Source organism: Collinsella aerofaciens, from assembly GCF_015561195.1.
In the GTDB taxonomy this organism is placed as follows: domain Bacteria; phylum Actinomycetota; class Coriobacteriia; order Coriobacteriales; family Coriobacteriaceae; genus Collinsella; species Collinsella aerofaciens_AC.
In genome coordinates this window covers 43,517-63,330 of record NZ_JADMSU010000005.1, presented here as the reverse complement: position 1 = coordinate 63,330, position 19,814 = coordinate 43,517, and the positions used below count along the sequence as shown (strand labels likewise).

At 60.5% G+C, this 19,814-nt stretch carries 17 protein-coding genes; all 17 read left to right on the top strand.

Going from position 1 to position 19,814, the window contains the following annotated elements; all coding sequences use genetic code 11:
- Position 1 precedes the first annotated feature (1 nt).
- The 17 genes from I2H81_RS06165 (at position 2) to I2H81_RS06085 (ending at position 19,618) form a co-directional block, all read left to right on the top strand.
- Positions 2–1,294, top strand: a complete 1,293-nt coding sequence (locus tag I2H81_RS06165; protein WP_195644941.1) for a MiaB/RimO family radical SAM methylthiotransferase — start codon at positions 2–4, stop codon at positions 1,292–1,294.
- Entirely contained in the window at positions 1,275–2,261 is a 987-nt protein-coding gene (locus I2H81_RS06160; RefSeq protein WP_195644940.1) for a PhoH family protein, read from the top strand. The genes I2H81_RS06165 and I2H81_RS06160 overlap by 20 nt, the downstream gene beginning before the upstream one ends.
- Positions 2,258–2,767, top strand: coding sequence for an rRNA maturation RNase YbeY (gene ybeY, locus I2H81_RS06155; RefSeq protein ID WP_117564282.1), 510 nt, complete (start codon positions 2,258–2,260; stop codon positions 2,765–2,767). The genes I2H81_RS06160 and ybeY overlap by 4 nt, the downstream gene beginning before the upstream one ends.
- Positions 2,768–2,776: 9 nt before the next feature.
- Positions 2,777–3,154 (top strand): diacylglycerol kinase family protein, encoded by a 378-nt coding sequence (locus I2H81_RS06150; protein WP_022094706.1) that lies wholly within the window; start codon positions 2,777–2,779, stop codon positions 3,152–3,154.
- Between the two features lie 12 nt (positions 3,155–3,166).
- A complete protein-coding gene (gene era, locus I2H81_RS06145) occupies positions 3,167–4,234 on the top strand; it encodes a GTPase Era (RefSeq protein ID WP_195644939.1) in 1,068 nt (355 codons plus the stop codon).
- Between the two features lie 15 nt (positions 4,235–4,249).
- Positions 4,250–4,999 carry a DNA repair protein RecO gene (gene recO, locus I2H81_RS06140; RefSeq protein WP_195644938.1) on the top strand — a complete coding sequence of 250 codons (750 nt, stop codon included), beginning with the start codon at positions 4,250–4,252 and terminating at the stop codon, positions 4,997–4,999.
- A 138-nt stretch (positions 5,000–5,137) separates the two neighbouring features.
- Entirely contained in the window at positions 5,138–5,416 is a 279-nt protein-coding gene (gene rpsO / locus I2H81_RS06135) for a 30S ribosomal protein S15 (RefSeq protein ID WP_099431792.1), read from the top strand.
- A 149-nt stretch (positions 5,417–5,565) separates the two neighbouring features.
- Positions 5,566–7,812, top strand: a complete 2,247-nt coding sequence (locus I2H81_RS06130) for a polyribonucleotide nucleotidyltransferase (protein WP_099431791.1) — start codon at positions 5,566–5,568, stop codon at positions 7,810–7,812.
- A 640-nt stretch (positions 7,813–8,452) separates the two neighbouring features.
- On the top strand, positions 8,453–10,123 hold the full coding sequence (locus tag I2H81_RS06125) for a ribonuclease J (protein WP_117564285.1): 1,671 nt from the start codon (positions 8,453–8,455) through the stop codon (positions 10,121–10,123).
- Position 10,124: 1 nt separating this feature from the next.
- The gene (locus I2H81_RS06120; RefSeq protein WP_229108102.1) at positions 10,125–12,905 is read left to right on the top strand and encodes an FtsK/SpoIIIE family DNA translocase; all 2,781 of its coding nucleotides are present in this window, start codon (positions 10,125–10,127) and stop codon (positions 12,903–12,905) included.
- Entirely contained in the window at positions 12,905–14,416 is a 1,512-nt protein-coding gene (locus I2H81_RS06115; RefSeq protein ID WP_195644937.1) for a helix-turn-helix domain-containing protein, read from the top strand. The genes I2H81_RS06120 and I2H81_RS06115 overlap by 1 nt, the downstream gene beginning before the upstream one ends.
- Before the next feature lie 26 nt (positions 14,417–14,442).
- Positions 14,443–14,940: a YajQ family cyclic di-GMP-binding protein gene (locus tag I2H81_RS06110; protein ID WP_022094699.1), complete on the top strand. Its 498-nt coding sequence runs from the start codon at positions 14,443–14,445 to the stop codon at positions 14,938–14,940.
- A gap of 27 nt (positions 14,941–14,967) precedes the next feature.
- Positions 14,968–16,317, top strand: coding sequence for a 30S ribosomal protein S12 methylthiotransferase RimO (rimO, locus tag I2H81_RS06105; protein WP_117786037.1), 1,350 nt, complete (start codon positions 14,968–14,970; stop codon positions 16,315–16,317).
- A gap of 99 nt (positions 16,318–16,416) precedes the next feature.
- Positions 16,417–16,965, top strand: coding sequence for a CDP-diacylglycerol--glycerol-3-phosphate 3-phosphatidyltransferase (pgsA, locus tag I2H81_RS06100; RefSeq protein WP_229071689.1), 549 nt, complete (start codon positions 16,417–16,419; stop codon positions 16,963–16,965).
- 12 nt (positions 16,966–16,977) lie between these two features.
- Entirely contained in the window at positions 16,978–17,508 is a 531-nt protein-coding gene (locus tag I2H81_RS06095; protein WP_195644936.1) for a CinA family protein, read from the top strand.
- A gap of 257 nt (positions 17,509–17,765) precedes the next feature.
- The gene (gene recA, locus I2H81_RS06090) at positions 17,766–18,914 is read left to right on the top strand and encodes a recombinase RecA (RefSeq protein WP_099431786.1); all 1,149 of its coding nucleotides are present in this window, start codon (positions 17,766–17,768) and stop codon (positions 18,912–18,914) included.
- 11 nt (positions 18,915–18,925) lie between these two features.
- The gene (locus I2H81_RS06085; RefSeq protein WP_195644935.1) at positions 18,926–19,618 is read left to right on the top strand and encodes a regulatory protein RecX; all 693 of its coding nucleotides are present in this window, start codon (positions 18,926–18,928) and stop codon (positions 19,616–19,618) included.
- The last annotated feature ends 196 nt before the right edge of the window (positions 19,619–19,814 follow it).

The window sequence follows — 19,814 nt, the reverse complement described above, 5'->3', positions numbered from 1 at the left end:
CGTGCTCGCACCCCATATTTCCGTCGTCAACCTCGGCTGCCGTGTCAACCGGGTTGAGTCTGACCGTATCACTGCCGATCTTATGCGCCTGGGCTTTGCTATGGTGGAGCCCCAGGATGCCGATTTGATCGTCATTAACACCTGTGCCGTTACGGGCGAGGCCGAGGCCAAGACCCGTAAGGCCGTCCGTCATGCGCTGGCCCATCCAAACGAGCCTTATGTGCTCGTGACCGGTTGCGTGGTCAATTTGCATCCCGAGGAGCTGTTGGAGCTTTCGGATCGCGTGATCGCCGAGCCGTCCAAGATCGATGTCGCCGAACGTGTCTGCGAGGTGCTGGGCGTTGAGTCCGATAGCGTTCCCGCCTGCAGCGATGGCGAGGTGGTCGATGCGCTCGGTCGCTCTCGCCTGGGCGTGAAGATTCAGGACGGCTGCAACCATCGCTGCACCTATTGCATTGTGTGGAAGGCGCGCGGCCCCGAGCGCTCCGTGCCCGTCGAGTCCGTGCTTGAGCAAGTTCGCGAGGCCCAGGAGGCCGGCGTGCCCGAGGTGGTGCTGACCGGTGTGAACCTGGGTGCCTACGATGGCAAGAGCGCGACCGACGAGCATGTCGAAATCGATGAGCTGCTCGAGGCCATCATGGAGCGCACGACTATTGCGCATGTGCGCATTTCCTCGGTCGAGCCCATGGATATCTCTGAGCGCCTGCTTAAGGTTATGGCGCGCTATCCGCAGCGTATCGCCCCGTTTTTGCACCTGCCCGTGCAGTCCGGCTGTACGGCGACCCTGCATCGCATGGGTCGTCCCTATAGTGCGGAGGCCTTTGAGGACACGGTGCGTATGATTCGCGCCAACTTGCCCCAGGCGTCTCTTTCGTGCGATGTCATCGTCGGTTTTCCTGGTGAGACGGACGAGGAGTTCGAGGAGTCGCTGGCGCTGTGCCGCCGTGTGGGTTTCTCGCGTATGCACGTGTTCCGCTACAGCAAGCGTCCCGGTACCCTTGCTGCCGACATGCCCGACCAGGTGCCGCCCGAGGTTATGGCCGAGCGCAGCCGTCGTATGCGAGACACGGCGCAGGAGCTCGCTATTGCCGATGCTCGTCGTCGCGTGGGCACTGTCGAGCGTGCCGTGCTCGAGTATGGTGACAGCCTGACGCTCGGTTCGTTCCATCATGCCCGTCTTGACGATACCTGTGGACTTACAGCCCCGTGCCTGCTCGATGTTGCTATCATCGGAGTCGATGATTCCGGCTTGGTCCATGCGCGCAGGGAGGTCCATGGAAGCCTCGAAGATTAGACTTACCGTTCCCGAGGGAATTGATTCCTCGTGCGTTTTGGGCGCCGGCGACGGCGTCCTTCGTGCACTCGAGAGCTTGGTTCGCGCCCATGTGGTCGCCCGTGGCGATAGCATCGCCGTGAGCGGTGACCCGGACGAGGTCGAACTCGTGGCTCGCTTTTTCGAACATGCTTTTCGCGAGGCGGCGGCCGGTCGTACCCTGTCTGCCGACGATGTCTCTCGCTGCCTGGCCGTCTTGCGCGATGGTGAGCACGAGGCTACGTCGCTTCGCGATGACGTGCTGCTTTCGTATCGCGGTCGCGTCATTCGCCCCAAGACGCTCGGGCAAAAGCGCTATGTGGATGCCATTCGCTCGCATACCATCACCTTTGGCTTGGGTCCTGCCGGTACCGGTAAGACCTATCTGGCCATGGCGCTCGCCGTTGCCGCGCTCAAGCGCCATGAGGTGGGCCGTTTGATCTTGACGCGTCCTGTTGTCGAGGCGGGGGAGAACCTGGGCTTTTTGCCTGGCACCCTCGAGGAAAAGATCGATCCGTACATGCGTCCGCTCTACGACGCCCTATTTGACATGATGGATCGCGAGCGCACCGATGAGCTTATGGAGCGCGGCGTGATCGAGATCGCCCCGCTTGCCTATATGCGCGGTCGTACGCTGAGCGATGCCTTCGTGGTGCTCGACGAGGCGCAAAATACCACGCCCGAGCAGATGAAGATGTTCCTGACACGCCTTGGATTCAACTCCAAGTTCGTGATTACCGGCGACCTCAGCCAGCGCGACCTGGTGGGTCGTCGTGGCGGCTTGGCGGATGTCGAGAAGATCTTGGGCCGTGTCGACGATGTGGCGTTTGCACACCTGGAGCGCGCCGACGTGGTGCGCCATGCCCTGGTGGGTCGTATCGTCGAGGCATACGATGCTTATGATGACGTGCGTGAGCAGCGCTCGCGCGACCGAAAGGAGTCCCGTTGAGTGTATTGATCAGCAACGATGCCGAGCTCGATACGCTGCTCGACGCGCAGGAGGTGGAGCACATCTGCGAGGTTGTGCTTGCCGCCGAGGGCGTTGAGCGTGAAGTCGAGATCTCCCTTTCGTATGTCGATGAGGACGAGATGCACGAACTCAACCACGAGTGGCGCGGCATCGACCGTACCACCGATGTCCTCTCGTTTGAATGCGACTCGGCCTTTGACGAGGATATTCCCGCCGACGAGACGCTCGAACTCGGCGATATCATCTTGGCCCCGCAGGTCATTGCCCGTCAGGCCCCCGGCTTTGGCAATAGCCCTGCCGACGAGTGCCGTCTGATGCTCGTGCATGGCATGCTGCACCTGCTGGGCTATGACCACATCGAGGACGACGAGGCCGAGGTCATGGAGGCTCGCGAGGACGCTATCCTGCGCGATCTGGCGCTCGAGCGCGGCGAGGACCCCAAACTCGTTCACGTCGGCCCCATCACCAATCATGCCCACGACTAGGAGCCGTTTATGATTCCCGGATCGAACAAGGACCATCCGTCCTTTTTAAAGTCGTTCTCATACGCCATGGAGGGCTTCGTCACCGCCGTCAAGACCGAGCGCAACATTAAGGTCATGCTCGTGGCAGGCGTGTGCACCGTCATTGCCGGCTGTATCGTGGGGCTCGATATTGCCGAGTGGGCTACGGTCATCATCTGCTGCGGCCTGGTGATTCATGGCGAGCTGTGTAACACCGCCATGGAGGCCATCGTCGATCTGGCGACCCAAGAGCTCCATCCGCTGGCAAAGCGTGCGAAGGACATCGCCGCCGCCTCTGTATACGTTCTTTCCATTACCGCCGCGATCGTGGGCTTGCTTGTCTTTGCCCACGCGCTCGACTTTATTTAGAAAGGGATTCCCATGTCCGACAATATGCAGCCTACCGATGAGATTTTGGACGAAGAGTCCCTGGATGCTAAGGCGACCGAGGATTGCGATGAGGTCGAGGAGTTCGACCCGTTTGAGGGCATGAGCGACGAGGAGCTCGACGCCCTGTGCGACGAGGACGACAGCCTCGCGGGCTTTGGTGACGTTGAGCCTGGTTTCCGCAGCGGCTTTGTGGCCCTGGTCGGCCGCCCCAACGCCGGCAAGTCCACGCTGCTCAACGCCTGCTATGGCAAAAAGGTCGCCATCACCTCGCCGGTGGCCCAGACGACCCGCCGCCGCATGCGCGCCGTCGTCAACCGCCCCGGCTACCAGCTGGTCTTTGTCGATACCCCGGGTATCCACAAGCCCAAGGACGGTCTAGGGTCTGAGCTCAATAAAAGTGCGCTGTTCGAGCTGAACGATGTCGATGTTGTCGCGTTTTTGATTGATGCCACCAAACCGATCGGCAGGGGAGACGCCTGGGTTGCCGAGCGTGTCAAGAATGCCCGTTCCAAGAAGGTCCTGGTGCTCACCAAGGCCGATGAAGCCGACCCCGCACAGGTCATGGAGCAGCTTAAGGCCGCCCACGAGCTTATGGAATATGACGACGAGATCGTGACGTCGTCGGTCAAGAACTTTAACGTCGATGCCTTCATTGAGACCGTTGCGCACTTTTTGCCCGAGGGTCCGCGTTGGTTCCCCGAGGACATGGGTACCGACGCTTCCGATGAGACGCTCGTTGCCGAGTTTGTGCGCGAGAAGGTCTTGCGCCGCACCCGTGATGAGATCCCGCACTCCGTGGGCGTGATTTGCGATGCGCTTGAGCAGACCAAGAAGGTGCTGCGCGTGCACGCCACCATTTACGTCGAGCGCGAGGGCCAAAAGGGCATCATCATCGGCAAGGGCGGCGAGATGATCAAACATATCGGCATCGACGCCCGTCGCGACCTTGAGCGCATCTTTGGCACCCAGGTCTTTTTGGAGCTGGACGTGAAGGTCAAGGCCGGCTGGCGTGACGACGAGGCCCAGATTCGCCGCTTTGGCTATAACGCCGAGGATTAGGGACACGCGGCGCGAATGGCAGGTTCTCGTACATATCGCACGAAAGTGCTCGTGCTCGATAAGACGAAGCTCAAAGAGACGGACTTGATCCTGACGATGCTTGACGAGCGGGGTCGGCAGGTTCGTGCCGTGGCAAAGGGCGCCCGCAAACCCGGCGGACGCCTGGCTGCGCGCTGCGAGATGTTCTGTACCGTTGATCTGCTGCTTGCGCATGGACGGTCGCTCGACGTGGTTTCCCAGGCCGAGCTTATGGAGGCGCCGCTCGGCGCTGCTCCCGATTACGAGATGACATGCACCGCAAGCGCGATCGCCGAGGTCGCGCGCGTGTGCTCGTTCGAGGATGCCGAGGACCCGTTTACCTTTGCCATCACGCAGCGGGCGCTCACACTTGTCGGCAGCGGGCTCGACGCGGCACATATGGACCTGCTCGTGGCGGCCTTTGTCTTTAAATTGCTGTCGCACGTTGGCTACCGACCCGATTTTTCGGCATGCGTGCTGTGCGGAGACCCCATGTTGTCGTATTTTTCGCCCCAGGCGGGCGGTCTCATGTGCGGGTCGTGCGCGTCGAGCGTTCCGGGTGCCGAGCTGGTGTCGACCGGTGAGGTCGCATGGCTGCGCGCCCTCATGTCCATGACCTTCGATGCGCTCATGGTCGAGCGAATCGACCCGCATACGGCGGCGTTCTTGCTCGGGCTTTCGCATGTGTGGGCGGCGACGCACACCGATCAGCGCCTCCGTGCGATGGAATTCATGTTGGGTCGGTGATGATGCTCAGGCGCGGGCTGCTTGTGGTAACATACCGACCTGTTGGTACCTCGACCTTGGATGCTCGCTCCACCGGCGGCTTCCCAGTCCGAGGCGAATCGAGTCGCCCGCGGGCGACGCAAAACGAAAGGTGAAACAATGACTGTTTCCAAAGAGCGCAAGGCGGAGCTGACTGCCCAGTTCGGTAACACCCCGGTCGATACCGGCAACCCCAAGGTTCAGGTCGCCATCCTGACCGAGCGCATCAAGGAGCTGACCGAGCACATGAAGTCCCACCAGAAGGACTTCCACACCCGTCGTGGTCTGCTCATGCTCGTCGGCCGTCGTCGTCGTCTTCTCTCCTACATCAAGAAGAACGACATCGTCGAGTATCGTGAGCTCATCAAGGCTCTGGGCATCCGCGACAACATCCAGTAGGATTTGTACATGCTAAGAGCGTCCTGCGCAGCGGGGCGCTCTTTTTGTGTAAGGGCGCGAACAATCACGCTCTGAAGCGTGGCGGGGGCAGGGGGCCCGCGTCACATGAGAAGCCTGCAGGCAAGGGGCCTGTGGGGTAAAGGAGAACAATGACACTCGTATCCAAGACCTTTGAGCTGTACGGCAAGACCTACACCTTTGAGTCGGGCGAGCTTGCCAAGCAGGCCACCGGCGCCTGCCTGGTCAAGCAGGGCGACACCACGATGCTCGACACCGTGGTCGTCTCCAAGGAGCGCAAGAACTACGACTTTTTCCCGCTGACCGTCGACTTCAACGAGAAGATGTACGCCGCCGGCCGCATCCCGGGTGGCTACCTCAAGCGTGAGGGCCGTCCCAGCGAGAAGGCCACGCTCACGGCCCGTATGATCGACCGCCCGATTCGTCCGAGCTTCCCGGACGGCTTCCGCAACGAGGTGCACATCGTCGCCACCTCGCTCGTCGCCGACCAGGTCAACCCCTTTGACGTCATCAACGTCATGGGTGCTTCCCTGGCCATGACGCTCGGCGGCGTGCCCTTCGAGGGCCCGCTTGCCTGCGTGCGCATCGGCCGCAACGTGGAGACCGGCGAGTTTATCGTTAACCCCACCTATGAGGAGCGCGAGAACTCCGATCTGGACCTGGAGCTGGGCGGCTCTGCCGACTTCATCTCGATGGTCGAGGCCGGCGCCGAGGAGATCTCCGAGGACGACATGCTCGCCGCCATGAAGTTTGGCCAGGAGGCCCTTGCTGCCTTCTGCCAGGCTCAGGACGAGTTTGTCGCCGAGTGGGAGCAGGTCAACGGCGCTATCGTCAAGAAGGAGTACCCGCTCGACCAGCCCGTCGAGGAGGTCCAGGAGCGCATCTTCGCCCACTACGACGAGATGGCAGCCGCCCTTCGCGACGCCGACAAGCTCTCCCGTATCGGCAAGGTCGAGGCTCTGAAGGAGTCCATCCGTGCCGAGTTCACCGAGGAGGAGCAGTCCGCTTGGGAGCGCGAGATTCCCGTGGCGCTCAAAAAGCTCGAGAAGAAGGCTATGCGTACCATGGTCGTCGAGACCGGCGAGCGCGTCGACGGCCGTGCCGCCGATGAGATTCGCCCCATCATGGTGAAGGATAACTACCTGCCGCTCGTTCACGGCTCCGGTCTGTTCCAGCGTGGCCAGACCCAGGTGCTTTCCGTCCTGTCGCTCGGTATGCTCAACGAGGGCCAGCGTCTGGATACCATCGAACCCACCGAGGGCAAGCGCTATATGCACCACTACAACTTCCCGCCGTTCTGCACCGGCGAGACCGGCCGCATGGGCAGCCCCAAGCGCCGCGAGATCGGCCACGGCAACCTGGCCGAGCGCGCTCTGCTTCCGGTGCTCCCCGACGAGAACGAGTTCCCCTACGCCATCCGCGTCGTCTCCGAGGTCATGGAGTCCAACGGCTCCTCTTCGATGGCTTCGACCTGCGGCTCCACGCTCGCCCTTATGGACGGCGGCGTGCCCATTAAGCGCCCGGTCTCCGGTATCGCCATGGGCCTGATCCAGGAGGAGGGCAAGACCGTGGTCCTGTCCGACATCCAGGGTCTCGAGGACTTCCTGGGCGACATGGACTTTAAGGTCACCGGCACCACCGAGGGCATCACTGCCCTGCAGATGGACAACAAGGCCACTGGTCTCACCTTCGACATCTTGGCCCGCGCCCTGCAGCAGGCCAAGGAGGGTCGCGCCTTCATCCTGCAGAAGATGCTCGATGTGATCCCCGAGCCGCGCCACACCACGCGCAGCACCGCTCCGCGTATCGTCTCCATCCAGGTTCCGACTGACAAGATTCGCGACGTCATCGGTTCCGGCGGTAAGGTCATCCGTGGCATCCAGGACGAGACCGGCGCTTCGGTCGACATCCAGGAGGACGGCACCGTCTTTGTCGGCGGCACCGGCGAGTCCGTCGATCAGGCTGTCGAGCGTATCAAGCTCATCATCAAGGTTCCCGAGCCGGGCGAGGAGTACACCGGTCGTGTGGTCTCCATCCAGCCCTTTGGCGCCTTCGTCAACCTGCTGCCCGGTAAGGACGGCCTGCTGCACATTTCCCGCGTCGCCAAGGGCCGCGTGGAGAAGGTCGAGGATGTCCTCAACGTGGGCGATGAGGTCAAGGTCGTCGTCATCGAGGTCGACGATCGCGGTAAGATCTCGCTCGACCGTCTGGATAAGCCCGAGGCCCCGGCTCGCGCCGAGGGTGCCTCCGAGGGCGACGGCGAGCACTTCCAGCGTCGTGAGCGCCCGCGTCGCGAGCGTTCCGAGCGCAGCGACCGTCCGCGCCGTCCCGGCGACAACGGAGGCCGCAAGCCCCGCCGCCACCACGACGCCGAGTAACAACTGTACATAAGCAGCTCAAAAAGGGCGACTCCGGACAGGGGTCGCCCTTTTGCTTGCGCCCGGGAAGGCCGCATATGAAGTTTCCTGCTCTACAGTCCTGCGCAAGACGGAAAGCACATTAAGTGCTTTCCTTTGCGTGCGGAACTCGCGATAAACTTCATATGCGGCCCTCCCGGGCGCAAGCAAAAGGACTGGTTAGTGCCGCTCGCTACATAGTCTGACAGTCTATTCAGTAGTCAGATTTCGGATTTGTAGATAGACGCTGCTGCATTTCCCCAGATAAAACCTACCAAAATAAACCTGTCCCTTATTGGCAGGTTTCCCGTGGGGCGGGCACTGATGAAGTTTATCGCGAGTTCCGCACGAACAGGAGGCCACTTAATGTGGCCTCCGTCGTGAGCAGGACTGTAGAGCAGGAAACTTCATCAGTGCCCGCCCCACGGGAAACCGGCGGGATAGACCGGTTCAGATGGGGCTTTGATGCATGGGTGGTCTGTTGTTGTGCAAATGGGTATCATACTGAAGTTATTGCATTGACTCTGCGATGCATGTTTGTACGTTCCCGGCGGTCGGTTTGCCAGAAGCGCCCCGTCGGTTGTTCCAGACCCGTTTCGAAGAAAGGAAACCACACTAACCTATGGCAGCTAAAAAATCATCTCCCTTGAAGATCATCCCGCTTGGCGGCCTTGACGGCATCGGCAAGAACATGACGGTCTTCGAGTGCGGCGACGACATGGTGCTCGTCGACGCCGGCCTTATGTTCCCCGATGACTCCCAGCCCGGTATCGACCTGGTGCTTCCCGACTACACCTATGTTCTGGAGAACGAGGAGAAGCTCCGCGGTATCATCGTCACTCACGGCCACGAGGACCACACCGGTTCGCTTCCGTACCTGCTGCAGGACCTCAACAACAAGGTGCCCATCTTCTCGAGCAAGCTGACGCTTGGCTTTATCGAGGGCAAGCTTTCTGAGTTCCGAATCCGCGCGCCCAAGTTCCGCGAGGTCAAGGGCGGCAGCCATGTCAACCTCGGCGGCATCTCGCTCGACTTCTTCTCGATGACGCACTCCATCCCGGGCGCTCTGGGCGTGTTCATCCGTACTAATCAGGGCACCGTTATGCACACCGGCGACTTTAAGCTCGACCAGACGCCCATCGACGGCGTCACGCCCGACTATGCCGCTATCAGCCGCTTTGCCAAGCAGGGCATCGACCTGCTGCTTTCCGACTCCACCAATGCCACGGTTCCCGGCTTTACCAAGTCTGAGGCCGAGGTTGGTCCCAACCTGCTGCACGCCATCAAGAATGCCCCGGGTCGCGTGTTCGTCGCGTCGTTCTCGAGCCACATTCATCGCCTGCAGCAGATCTGCGATGCCGCCCGCAAGTGCGGCCGTAAGGTCGTTGTGACCGGTCGCTCCATGCTCACCAACACCCGCGTCGCGCGCGAGCTGGGCTACCTCAACATCGACGATGCCGATATTATCGATGCCTTCGATATCGATAACCTGCCTGACGACAAGATCGTCGTCATGTGCACTGGTTCGCAGGGCGAGCCGCTGTCGGCCCTGTCCCGCATGGCCAATGGCGAGCACAAGACGCTCTCCATCCACGAGGGCGATACCGTTATCCTCTCGGCAACTCCCGTTCCTGGCAACGAGAAGGCCGTCCAGCAGGTCGTCAACAGCCTGGCCAAGCTCGGCTGCGACGTGTGGGATAAGAACCGCGCTCTCGTTCACGTTTCCGGTCACGGTAGCCAGGAGGAGCTCAAGCTCCTGATGGCCATGGCCAAGCCCACGTACTTTATGCCGGTTCACGGTGAGGCCGTGCATCTGCGCGCCCATGCCCAGCTGGCCCGTAAGATGGGTCTCAAGGAGGATCATATCTTTATCCTCGATAACGGTGACACGCTCGAGATGCGCGGCGGTATCGTCAAGCGTGGTACGCCCGTCGAGTCCGGCGTCGTCTACGTCGACGGCCTGCGTATCGGCGATACCGACCCCATCGTCCTGCGCGATCGCCAGAAGCTCGCCAATGACGGTATGGTCACGGCCGTTGCTATCGTCTCGCTCAAGCACAAGAAGATCGAGGCTATCGAGTTCTCGGGTCGCGGCGTCTCGTTTGCCATCGACGACCAGTTCTCCGAGGATGCCTCCGCATCCATTATGAAGACGATCGAGAAGGGCAAGTTCAGCTTTACCAGCAGCGGCTCCGATGCCATTCGCAAGGCCGTGCGCGATTCGCTCTCCAACTTCATTTGGAGCCGTACGCGTACCCGTCCGATGATCATCCCGGTCGTCATGGAGGTTTAGTTTGGCGCGCGGATCTGCACAAAACGCCAAAGGCAATAAAGCCAACAACCAACCGGCATCTGCTAAGGGTGCCGGTTCCCATCTGCGTGCCAATAAGGGCCATGAGGCAGACTTCGACGATTTTGAGCCCTTGGTCGAGCCTTCGGCCAATCGCGATATCGCCGGCGTGGTCATTGCCGTTTTGGCGATCGCGTCCTTCATTGCCGTGATCTCACCGGCAACAGCGCCCGTGACGGCTGCTGTTGCCGGGTTCTATCACCTGGGCTTTGGCCTGGGCGCCTACGTGCTGCCGATCGTCATCTTGCTGTTTGCCGCCACGCTCTTTTTGGGTGAGGACTCGCCGCTCAACGTGCGCTCTGTTGCGGGCGGCGCCGTGGTCTTTATCGCCGTCGTCTCCATTCTTTCGCTGATGGTGCCGGGCACGAGCGATTCGTGCGACCTTATGTTTACGCCGCAGAACCTTTCCGTGTCGGGTGGCTACATTGGCGCCTTTATCGCAAGTGCCTTGCAAAATGCCCTGGGTAAACCTATCGCCATGGTTGTCTTGCTGGGGCTTGTTGTCGTTGGTTTGGTCATTATCGGTTTTTCGGTGGGTGGCGTTTTGCGCTCCGCACGCGATCGCGCTGCCGATTTTGCCGAACGCCGTCGTGCCGATGTCAACGCTAGCCCTTGGGGTGACGACGAAGCCCTGTCGGTGCCCGGCGTTGCCCGTCCGCACCTGAGCATTCTTCGTCAAAAGGGCTCCGATGCTGCCGTGACCACGGTCATGGGCAACGATGTGGACCCGGTTTTGGACGATGACGACGAGGACGAGGATCCGTTTGTTGACGTGTCCGATGCCGTGGATGCCGAGCGGGCCAAGACAACGCTGTTGCCGCGCCGCCATGCCAAGAAGGGCAAGGCCACACCCAAGTTGAATACAAGTGAGCCCGACCCGTCTTGGTCCGATAGCGAGATTGAGCTCACCGAGGGCGATGACGAGGACGACGAGGCTCCGATTGAGACCGCAAAGACAACTTTGCTGCCGCGTCGCCATGCAAAGCGCGGCCAGGTAACCGGCCAGCTTTCGATGGAAGACGACTCCGATAAGATCGACGAGTCCGAGCCGCCGTTTGCCGTTAATCCCGTCTCGGCCGCACCTCAGATTCCCGACTTCCTGAAGCATCCCAAGGTTGCCGATGCTCCTGCCACGAGTGCTGTCGAATCGGCTGCGGCTCGTGATGGGGGAGTGGACGACGGCGCCGCAGATAGCGAGGGCGAAGAAGAGGACGGCCTCAAGCTTCCGCCGCTCGAAATCCTGCATGCCAACCCGCAGTCGGCTTCCGCCGCGTCTTCGGATAAGGAGCTGGAGCAGACCGCTGAGTCACTGCAATCCACCTTGCTTGAGTTTGGCCGCAGTGCCCGCGTGGTCGGCTGGATCGCCGGCCCCACGGTGACGACCTTTAAGCTGCAACCTGGCGAGGGCGAGCGCGTGAGCAAGATTTCGAGCCTCGAGGACGATATTGCGCTTTCGCTCGCTGCCCAGTCGGTGCGTATCTTTGCCCCGATTCCCGGCACTTCGCTCGTGGGCATCGAGATTCCCAACCGCAAGCGCCAGAACGTCAATCTGGGCGACGTGCTGCCCTATGTGAAGGGCGGTCCGCTCGAGCTCGCTATCGGCCGTGACGCCGAGGGCACGCCGGTTGTCGCCGACCTCGCCAAGATGCCCCACCTGCTGATTGCCGGTACCACCGGTTCCGGTAAATCAGTCATGATTAACTCCATTATCACGACCCTGCTCATGCGCGCACTTCCCGAGGACGTTCGCCTGATCATGGTCGACCCCAAGCGCGTCGAGCTTGCGGGCTATAACGGTCTGCCGCATCTCTATGTGCCCGTGGTGACCGAGCCTAAGCAGGCCGCGAGCGCTCTGCAATGGGCCGTGTCCGAGATGGAGCGTCGCCTGAAGGTCTTCGAGCGTCTCAACGTGCGTAAGATCTCGACCTACAACGAAAAACAGGCCGCCGGCGAGTTTGAGCATTACGACAACCCGCCGCAAAAGATGCCCTACCTGGTCATTATCATCGACGAGCTCTCTGACCTGATGATGGTCGCCGGTAAGGATGTCGAGGCCTCGATCGTGCGTATTGCACAGCTGGGCCGTGCCGCCGGTATTCACCTTATCGTTGCCACGCAGCGCCCCAGCTCCAACGTGGTGACGGGCCTCATCAAGGCCAACATCACCAATCGCATCGCCTTTAACGTCGCCACGGGCATCGACTCGCGCGTCATCATCGACCAGATGGGTGCCGAGAAGCTCACCGGTTTGGGCGACATGCTGTTCTCCAAGGTCGACTGGGGCAAGCCCCGCCGTATCCAAGGCTGCTTTGTCTCGGACGACGAAATCAACGAGATTGTCGAGTTCGTCAAGTCGCAGAGCGAGCCCGACTACCACGAGGAGATTCTGTCCGCCGTGGCGCCCGCTTCCATGTCCATGGCGGGTGGCGGCGGTATTGTCCGCACCGGAGTCACCGAGCCGCAAGACGATGATCCGCTCATTTGGGAAGCCGCCCATATTGTGGTGGAATCGCAGCTTGGCTCCACATCTGGCCTGCAACGTCGTCTGAAGGTTGGCTATGCGCGTGCCGGGCGTATTATGGACATGCTGGAAGAAAAGGGTGTCGTCGGCCCGCCCGACGGTTCCAAGCCGCGCGAGGTCCTGTTGGACGAGGAGGGGCTTGCCGCGCTGGAATCTGTCGACGCCGAGATGGCACGTGAAGATCGTGAGTTTGGAGGATTCTGATGGCTGCACGCTTTGGTGACATGCTGCTCGAGCAGCGTCGCCGAATGGGCCTTTCCATTCAGCAGGTCGCCAACACCATCAAAATCAGGCCGCAGATCATCGAGTTTTTCGAGACCGGTAACTTTGCTTCGATGCCGCCGCGCGGCTATGCGCAGGGCATGATTTCGAGCTATGCTCGCTTTTTGGGCCTCAATCCGCGTGAGGTCGTCAATGCCTACTTTGACGACCTGATGGCATACGAACGCGAGACGTCGCAGCAGGGCGGTCGTTTTCAGGACGCTGCCGGCTACGTCAATTCGCGTTCCTCTGTCGATAACGGGCGCTTTCTGATGGTTCAGGGCGGTCGTTCGACCCGCTATGGACAGCGTCCTCAGCAGGCCGGTTATATTACTGAGACGGGTTCGGGTGAGGAGATTCGCTCGCAGCGTGACCGGTTCCGCAGTGCGCCGATGCCCGAGGACCGTGCACTCCCCGCTGCCCGCGGTGTGGTGCGCGATCCCCGTGTCGGCTACGGAGATGGCGGCTATTCCGATCGTGGCTACCGTGGTGTCTCTGCCGGTCGTGCTCGCGGCGGCTATGCGGACGCCGATACCACGCAGGTGACGCCGCGTCTTCGCTCTCAATCACAGCCGTATGGCCAGCGCTCTTCGGCTCCGCGTTCGGGCCAGCGTGGCTATCAAGGCCGCGGTGAACTTGCGCCCCGTTCGGGTCAGCGCAGCCTTCAGGGCCAGGGTGGCTATCGCGGCCGTTCCGATAGCAATCGTGGTCGTATGCCTCAGGGGGGCGGCCGCAGCAGTTCCAGTCGTGGGCGCGGCGGTTCCCGTGCTCCTCAAAACAACGGGCTCGATCCGCGTATCGTCTACGCAGGTATCGGTGCCGTGGCGTTGCTGCTGATCGTGCTTATCGTGGTACTTCTGCGCGGCTGCGCATCTTCGACGCCTGAGACCACGCCCGAGACGCCCACTGCTACAAAGACGACGACCAAGAAGTCATCTAAGAAGACCGAAACGGTCGACGAGGACGAAGACGCCGATGAGGCGACGGATGAGTCGACCGATTCGGACGCCACCAAGACGATGGCTAAAAAGGACGAGAACGAGGTAACGAAGGTCAAGGTCTCCGTTGCCAAGGGAAAGACCGCCTGGATTGAGGTCAAGGTTGACGGCAAGTCGGTCTATGGTGCCCAGGCGACTGGCCCCTTTGAGCAGGAGTACACGCCCGAGTCCTCGATCGAGATCACTACGTCCAAGCCTTCCGATGTCACCGTTACCAAGAACGGCGAAAAGGTCCGTTACGATACCAAGACCTCGGGCGTGGCGCGTGTGACGATCACCGTTCCCAAGAAGGAGACGACTGATTCCGAGAATGGTGAAAGTTCTGATGGTGCCGACACCACCGATGGTACCGACGCCACCGACGGCACCGATGCCCAGTCCACGGATGGCGCCGTTACCGCAACTGACGGTCAGACGCCCACCGATTCTACCGACTATTCGTACGATAGCTACTAAGCCGCTCGTACGCGAAAGGAAACATCATGGCTAAAGATTCCAGCTTCGACGTCGTGTCCGAGGTCAACATGCAAGAGGTCGATAACGCCTTCCAGCAGACCACGCGCGAGATTTCCCAGCGCTATGACCTGAAGGATTCCGGCGCCACGATCGAGCTTTCGAAGGGCGACAAACTCTTTACGATCAACGCCCCGGCCGACTTTGTCTCCAAGCAGATCATCGATGTCCTGAGCTCCAAGCTCATCAAGCGCGGCATCGACCTCAAGGCTGTCTCGTGGGATGCTCCGCAGGCGGCATCGGGCGGCACCGTGCGCGTGCTCGGCCATATCGTCGAGGGTATCGACCAGGCTACCGCCAAGAAGATCAATAAGGACATCAAGGACCAAAAGCTCAAGGTCAAGGTGACTATCGAGGCCGACAAGCTGCGTGTTTCCTCTGCTTCGAAGGACGCGTTGCAGACCGTTATCCAGTTCCTGCGCGACCAGGACTACGGCCAGCCGCTGCAGTTCACCAACTACCGCTAATATCATTCGAAAGGACTGCTCTCCAACATGGATACACCGTTGGGCTCCGTGCTCTACATCACCCTCGGGTGCGCTAAGAACGAGGTTGACACCGACCGCATGCGTTCACTTTTGACCGCCGCGGGCTACGAGGAGGCATTCGACCCACAGGATGCCGATATCGCCATCGTCAATACATGCTCGTTCCTCGCCTCCGCAACGTCCGAGAGCATCGAGACCACGCTCGAGCTCGCCAACGAGGTTCAGGACGGCGTTCGTTCTTGTCCCATCGTCATGTGCGGCTGTGTGCCGTCGCGCTATGGCGACGACCTGCCTGACGAGCTGCCCGAGGTCGCTGCCTTTGTGAAGGCCGACGAGGAGGACGGCATCGTGGCGGTCATCGATGGCGTGCTGGGTGTCGAGCGTGAGATCGCTGCCTATATTCCGCAAGTCAAGCGCACTGTCGAGGGCGCCGTTGCTTACGTCAAGATTTCCGATGGCTGCAACCGCTTCTGCAGCTTCTGCATGATCCCCTATATTCGCGGTCGCTATCATTCGCGCAATGCCGAGAGCATTATCTCCGAGGTACGCGACCTGGTTGCCGGTGGCGTGCGCGAGATCGTGCTGATCGGCCAGGACACGGGTATTTGGGGCACCGACTTTGCCGACGAAGACGTCACCGATGGCTCGCCGCGCAATCTGGCGCAGCTGCTGCATGCCGTCGCCGAGGCCGTGCGCCCGCACAACGTCTGGGTCCGCGTTCTCTACCTGCAGCCCGAGGGCATGACCGACGAGCTTATCGAGACGATTCGCGATACCCCCGAGGTGCTACCCTATATCGATATCCCCGTGCAGCACTGCGACGCACGCATCCTTAAAGCCATGCGTCGCTCCGGTTCACGCCAGGAGCTCGAGGACCTGTTCCGCGATCTGCGTGAGCGCATCCCCGGCATCGTGATCCGTTCCACGGCCATGGTCGGCTTCCCGACCGAGACCGACGACGAGTTCCGCGACCTTATCGACTTTATGGACACCGTCGGCTTTGACTACACGAGCGTCTTTGCCTACTCGCAGGAGGAGGGCAGCCTGGCCGCCAAGATGGAGGGCCAGGTCGACGAAGAGGTCAAGCTCGAGCGCGCCCAGGAGGCCATGGACCTGGCCGAGTCGCTCGGTTTTGCCGCCACCGCCGCACATGTGGGCGAGCGCGCCCAGGTGATCGTCGACGGCATCGAGGAGACCGAGGACGGCGCCGAGCTGATCGGCCATGCTTGGTTCCAGGCGCCCGATTCCGATGGCGCGGTGCACTTGGACGCCAGCGAGGCGTCCGTGGGCGATATTCTGACGGTCGAGTTTACCGATAGCTTCTGCTATGAGCTTATCGGCCATGTTGTGGAGTAGGAGAGCATCGTGGCAAACGAGAGCAATAAGGAACTGACGAGTGTTTGGACGCCCGCCAACATCGTGACGTGCGTTCGCATCGTCTTTATCCCGGTGTTCATGATCGTGTCGGCGCTTTCTCACACGAGTGTTGCCGGTACAGATTGGAGCACCTTCGACGGCCCGCTCGCCGCCGCTGCCTTCATTCTGTACGTCATCCTGTCGTGCACCGATAAAGTTGACGGCTATCTGGCCCGCTCGCGCAACGAGATTACCGACTTCGGTAAATTCTTGGACCCCATCGCCGACAAGCTACTTGTGTTCTCGGCCTTGCTGCTGTTCTTGGACTTTGGCGCCGTGTCGGTTTGGTCCGTGTTCATCATCTTGTTCCGCGAGCTGTTGGTAAGCGCCCTGCGCATGGTTGCGAGTGCCGCCGGCGTGGTTGTTGCCGCCGATAAGCTTGGCAAGTACAAGACGGCGACCACGATGGTCTCCATCTGCGGTTACCTGTGCGTCTTTGCGATGGCCGGCTTGCACCTTGGCCCGCTGGCGCTGACGCTCGGCATCTACTCGGTGTCGCGCTTCCTGTACGCCGTTGCCGTTGTCCTGACCGTTATCTCGGGCGCCCAGTACTTCTGGAACTGCCGCAAGATCGTCTTTTCGGTCTAGGTCCTGGTGGGTATGACGGACTCTTTTGAGCAGATTTCCGCACATAACGAGGAGCTGGCGCGTCATATTGTCGAGCGCGCGAGCGCTCGGGGCGTGACGGTTTCGACGGCTGAGTCGCTGACAGCAGGTATGATCGCCTCGACGATTGCCGATATCCCGGGCGCCTCGGCGGTGCTGCGTGGCGGTGCGGTGACCTACTGCGATGAGATCAAGCATCGCGTTTTGGGTGTTGATCAGGAGACGCTCGACCGCTATACCGCGGTGTCGCATCAGACCGCGCGCGAGATGGCGGCGGGTTCGCTGGAGCTGTACCAGAGCGATATTGCAGTGGGCGCAACGGGTTATGCCGGCCCCGGCGGCGGCACTGAGGACGATCCGGCTGGCACTTTCTATATTGGCTGGGCGTATCGCGCGGCTGATGGGGAAGTGCCGGTCGTGGACTCTGTGCGCTGCCACTATGAGGGCGACCGTTCGTGTGTTCGCGCTCATGCGGTCGCGGAGGCATTGGGACGCATTGCCCTTGTGCTCAACTCTATGGAATAGACGTGTTTTAAGGGGCCTTAGGGCCCCTTAATTGTGGAGATAGGGACCTTTGACAAATTCAGCGTTTTTGCTGGTCATAGGTTTATTTTCGCCTTCCTTGCTTATATTTGGCCCTATGTGGTCAAGCATTTGGTCAGTATTTGGTCGGCGTTTGGTTGGGTTTTGGAAAGGCTGCCTGCATATGATTGGCCTGAACGGTTGACCACGAACAGCCGTTCGTTTATTATCGATGCAGGTTGTTAAGAGGAGGGCTATTCATGGCCAAGAATTCAGGTCCCGTACGTACCGTTCATGCACCCACAACGGGTAAAGAGCGCGAAGAGATGATCGCCACCACCAAGGCCGAGATCGAGAAGAAGTTCGGTCAAGGCTCCATCATGAGGTATGGTGACGGCGGCCCCGAGCTTGAGGTCGAGGCCATCCCCACGGGCGCTCTGGCACTCGATGCCGCTCTGGGTATCGGCGGTGTGCCGCGCGGCCGTATCGTCGAGATTTACGGTCCTGAGTCCTCCGGTAAGACGACGCTTTCGCTCGAGATCCTGGCCGAGGCCCAGGCAATGGGTGGCGTGGTGGCATTTATCGATGCCGAGCACGCGCTCGATCCCACGTATGCCGCGCGCATTGGCGTGGATATCGACGAGGTACTGATTTCCCAGCCCGATACGGGTGAGCAGGCGCTCGAGATTGTTGACATGCTCGTGCGTTCCGGCGCCATCGATGCCATTGTCGTCGACTCCGTCGCCGCGCTGACCCCGCGTGCCGAGATCGAGGGAGAGATCGGCGATACCACGGTCGGTTTGCAAGCTCGCCTGATGAGTCAGGCGCTCCGCAAGCTCGCCGGCTCGCTGTCCAAGTCCAACACGACATGCATCTTCATTAACCAGCTGCGAGAGAAGATCGGCGTCATGTTCGGCAACCCCGAGACCACGACGGGCGGCCGCGCTCTTAAGTTTTTCTCTTCGGTGCGTATCGACATTCGCCGCATCGACAGCATTAAGCTTAAGGATGAGGTTATCGGTAACCGCGTGCGCGCCAAGGTCGTTAAGAACAAGGTGGCAGCTCCGTTCCGTTCTGCTGAGTTCGACATCATGTACGGTACGGGCATCTCTAAGGAAGGCTCGATTTTGGACATGGCTGTCGAGTGCGGCATCTGCAAGAAGATGGGCTCCTGGTTTGCCTATGGCGAGGACAAGCTCGGCAACGGTCGCGAGGCCGCCAAGGCGTTCCTGCGCGAACACCCCGATTGCGCCGACGAGATTGAGCATAAGGTCCGCCTTGCCTGCGGGCTTGAGTTTGATGACGATGCTCCGTCCGAGGTCGAGCTGACCGATCAGCCTGCGCCTGAGGAGTTTGACGAGCTTTACGCCATCGATGGTTCCGCCATGCTCGATGATGACGACGAGTAGCGGTTACGCTCATGTCGTATACGGTGACCGAGGCCACGGTCGTCTTTCCCGATAAGAAGGCGGCCTCCTCGTTCTCGAGCGGCTATGCGTCCAAAAAGCCTTGCGCACATATCGATTGTGAGCTTGAGGGCGGTTTTGAGCGGTCCATTTGGATCCCCGTGCGGGTCGCGCGGCTGTATGTCAAAAACCGCCCCGATCTTCCCTGTGATTGGGATAACTTTCGTGATGCGGTGCAGCTCATCGAGCGTAAATGTGCGCTTACCATGGTGACCGAGATGTTATCGCGCCGCGACCATGCGACGGGTGAGGTCCGTGACAAGCTGGCTCGCTACGGTTTTCACCAGTCCGCGATCGATTTCGCCGTCGAGCGCGCCACCGAGTATCGCTTTTTAGACGAGAACCGCTTTTGCTCGTACTTTATCGAGGAACGCAAGCGGCGCGGTTGGGGACAGCGTAAAATCGAGACCGAGCTCAAGCGCCGTCATGTCGTGCTCGGTGACATTCCCGGTTATCCCGAGGATTATTTTGCCATCGAAGACGATTTGGCGCGTGCGTCAGCCCTGCTCGCCAAGCGGCGTGTTCCAGAGACGCGCGGATTCGAAAAACTGGTTCGGTTTTTGATGGGCAAGGGCTTCTCGTATCACATCGCCGCCGATGCCGTTAAGGCACGTCTCGATGCCGAACGTAAGGAATGTGCGGTTTAGGCGTATGCGTTTTGCGGCCCTGCCGTTCACCGCGTTTTAGCCGCCGTGCTGGGGCCATTTATTTGACAGTTGTTGTGGTTCAACGTACGATAAACACTGTCATTTGCTTTGTGATATGTGCTCATCTGTGATGAGTTTGTTTATATGTCTATCTGTATCCGACCCGCATAAGCTGCGCCCATATTACTCAAATGTC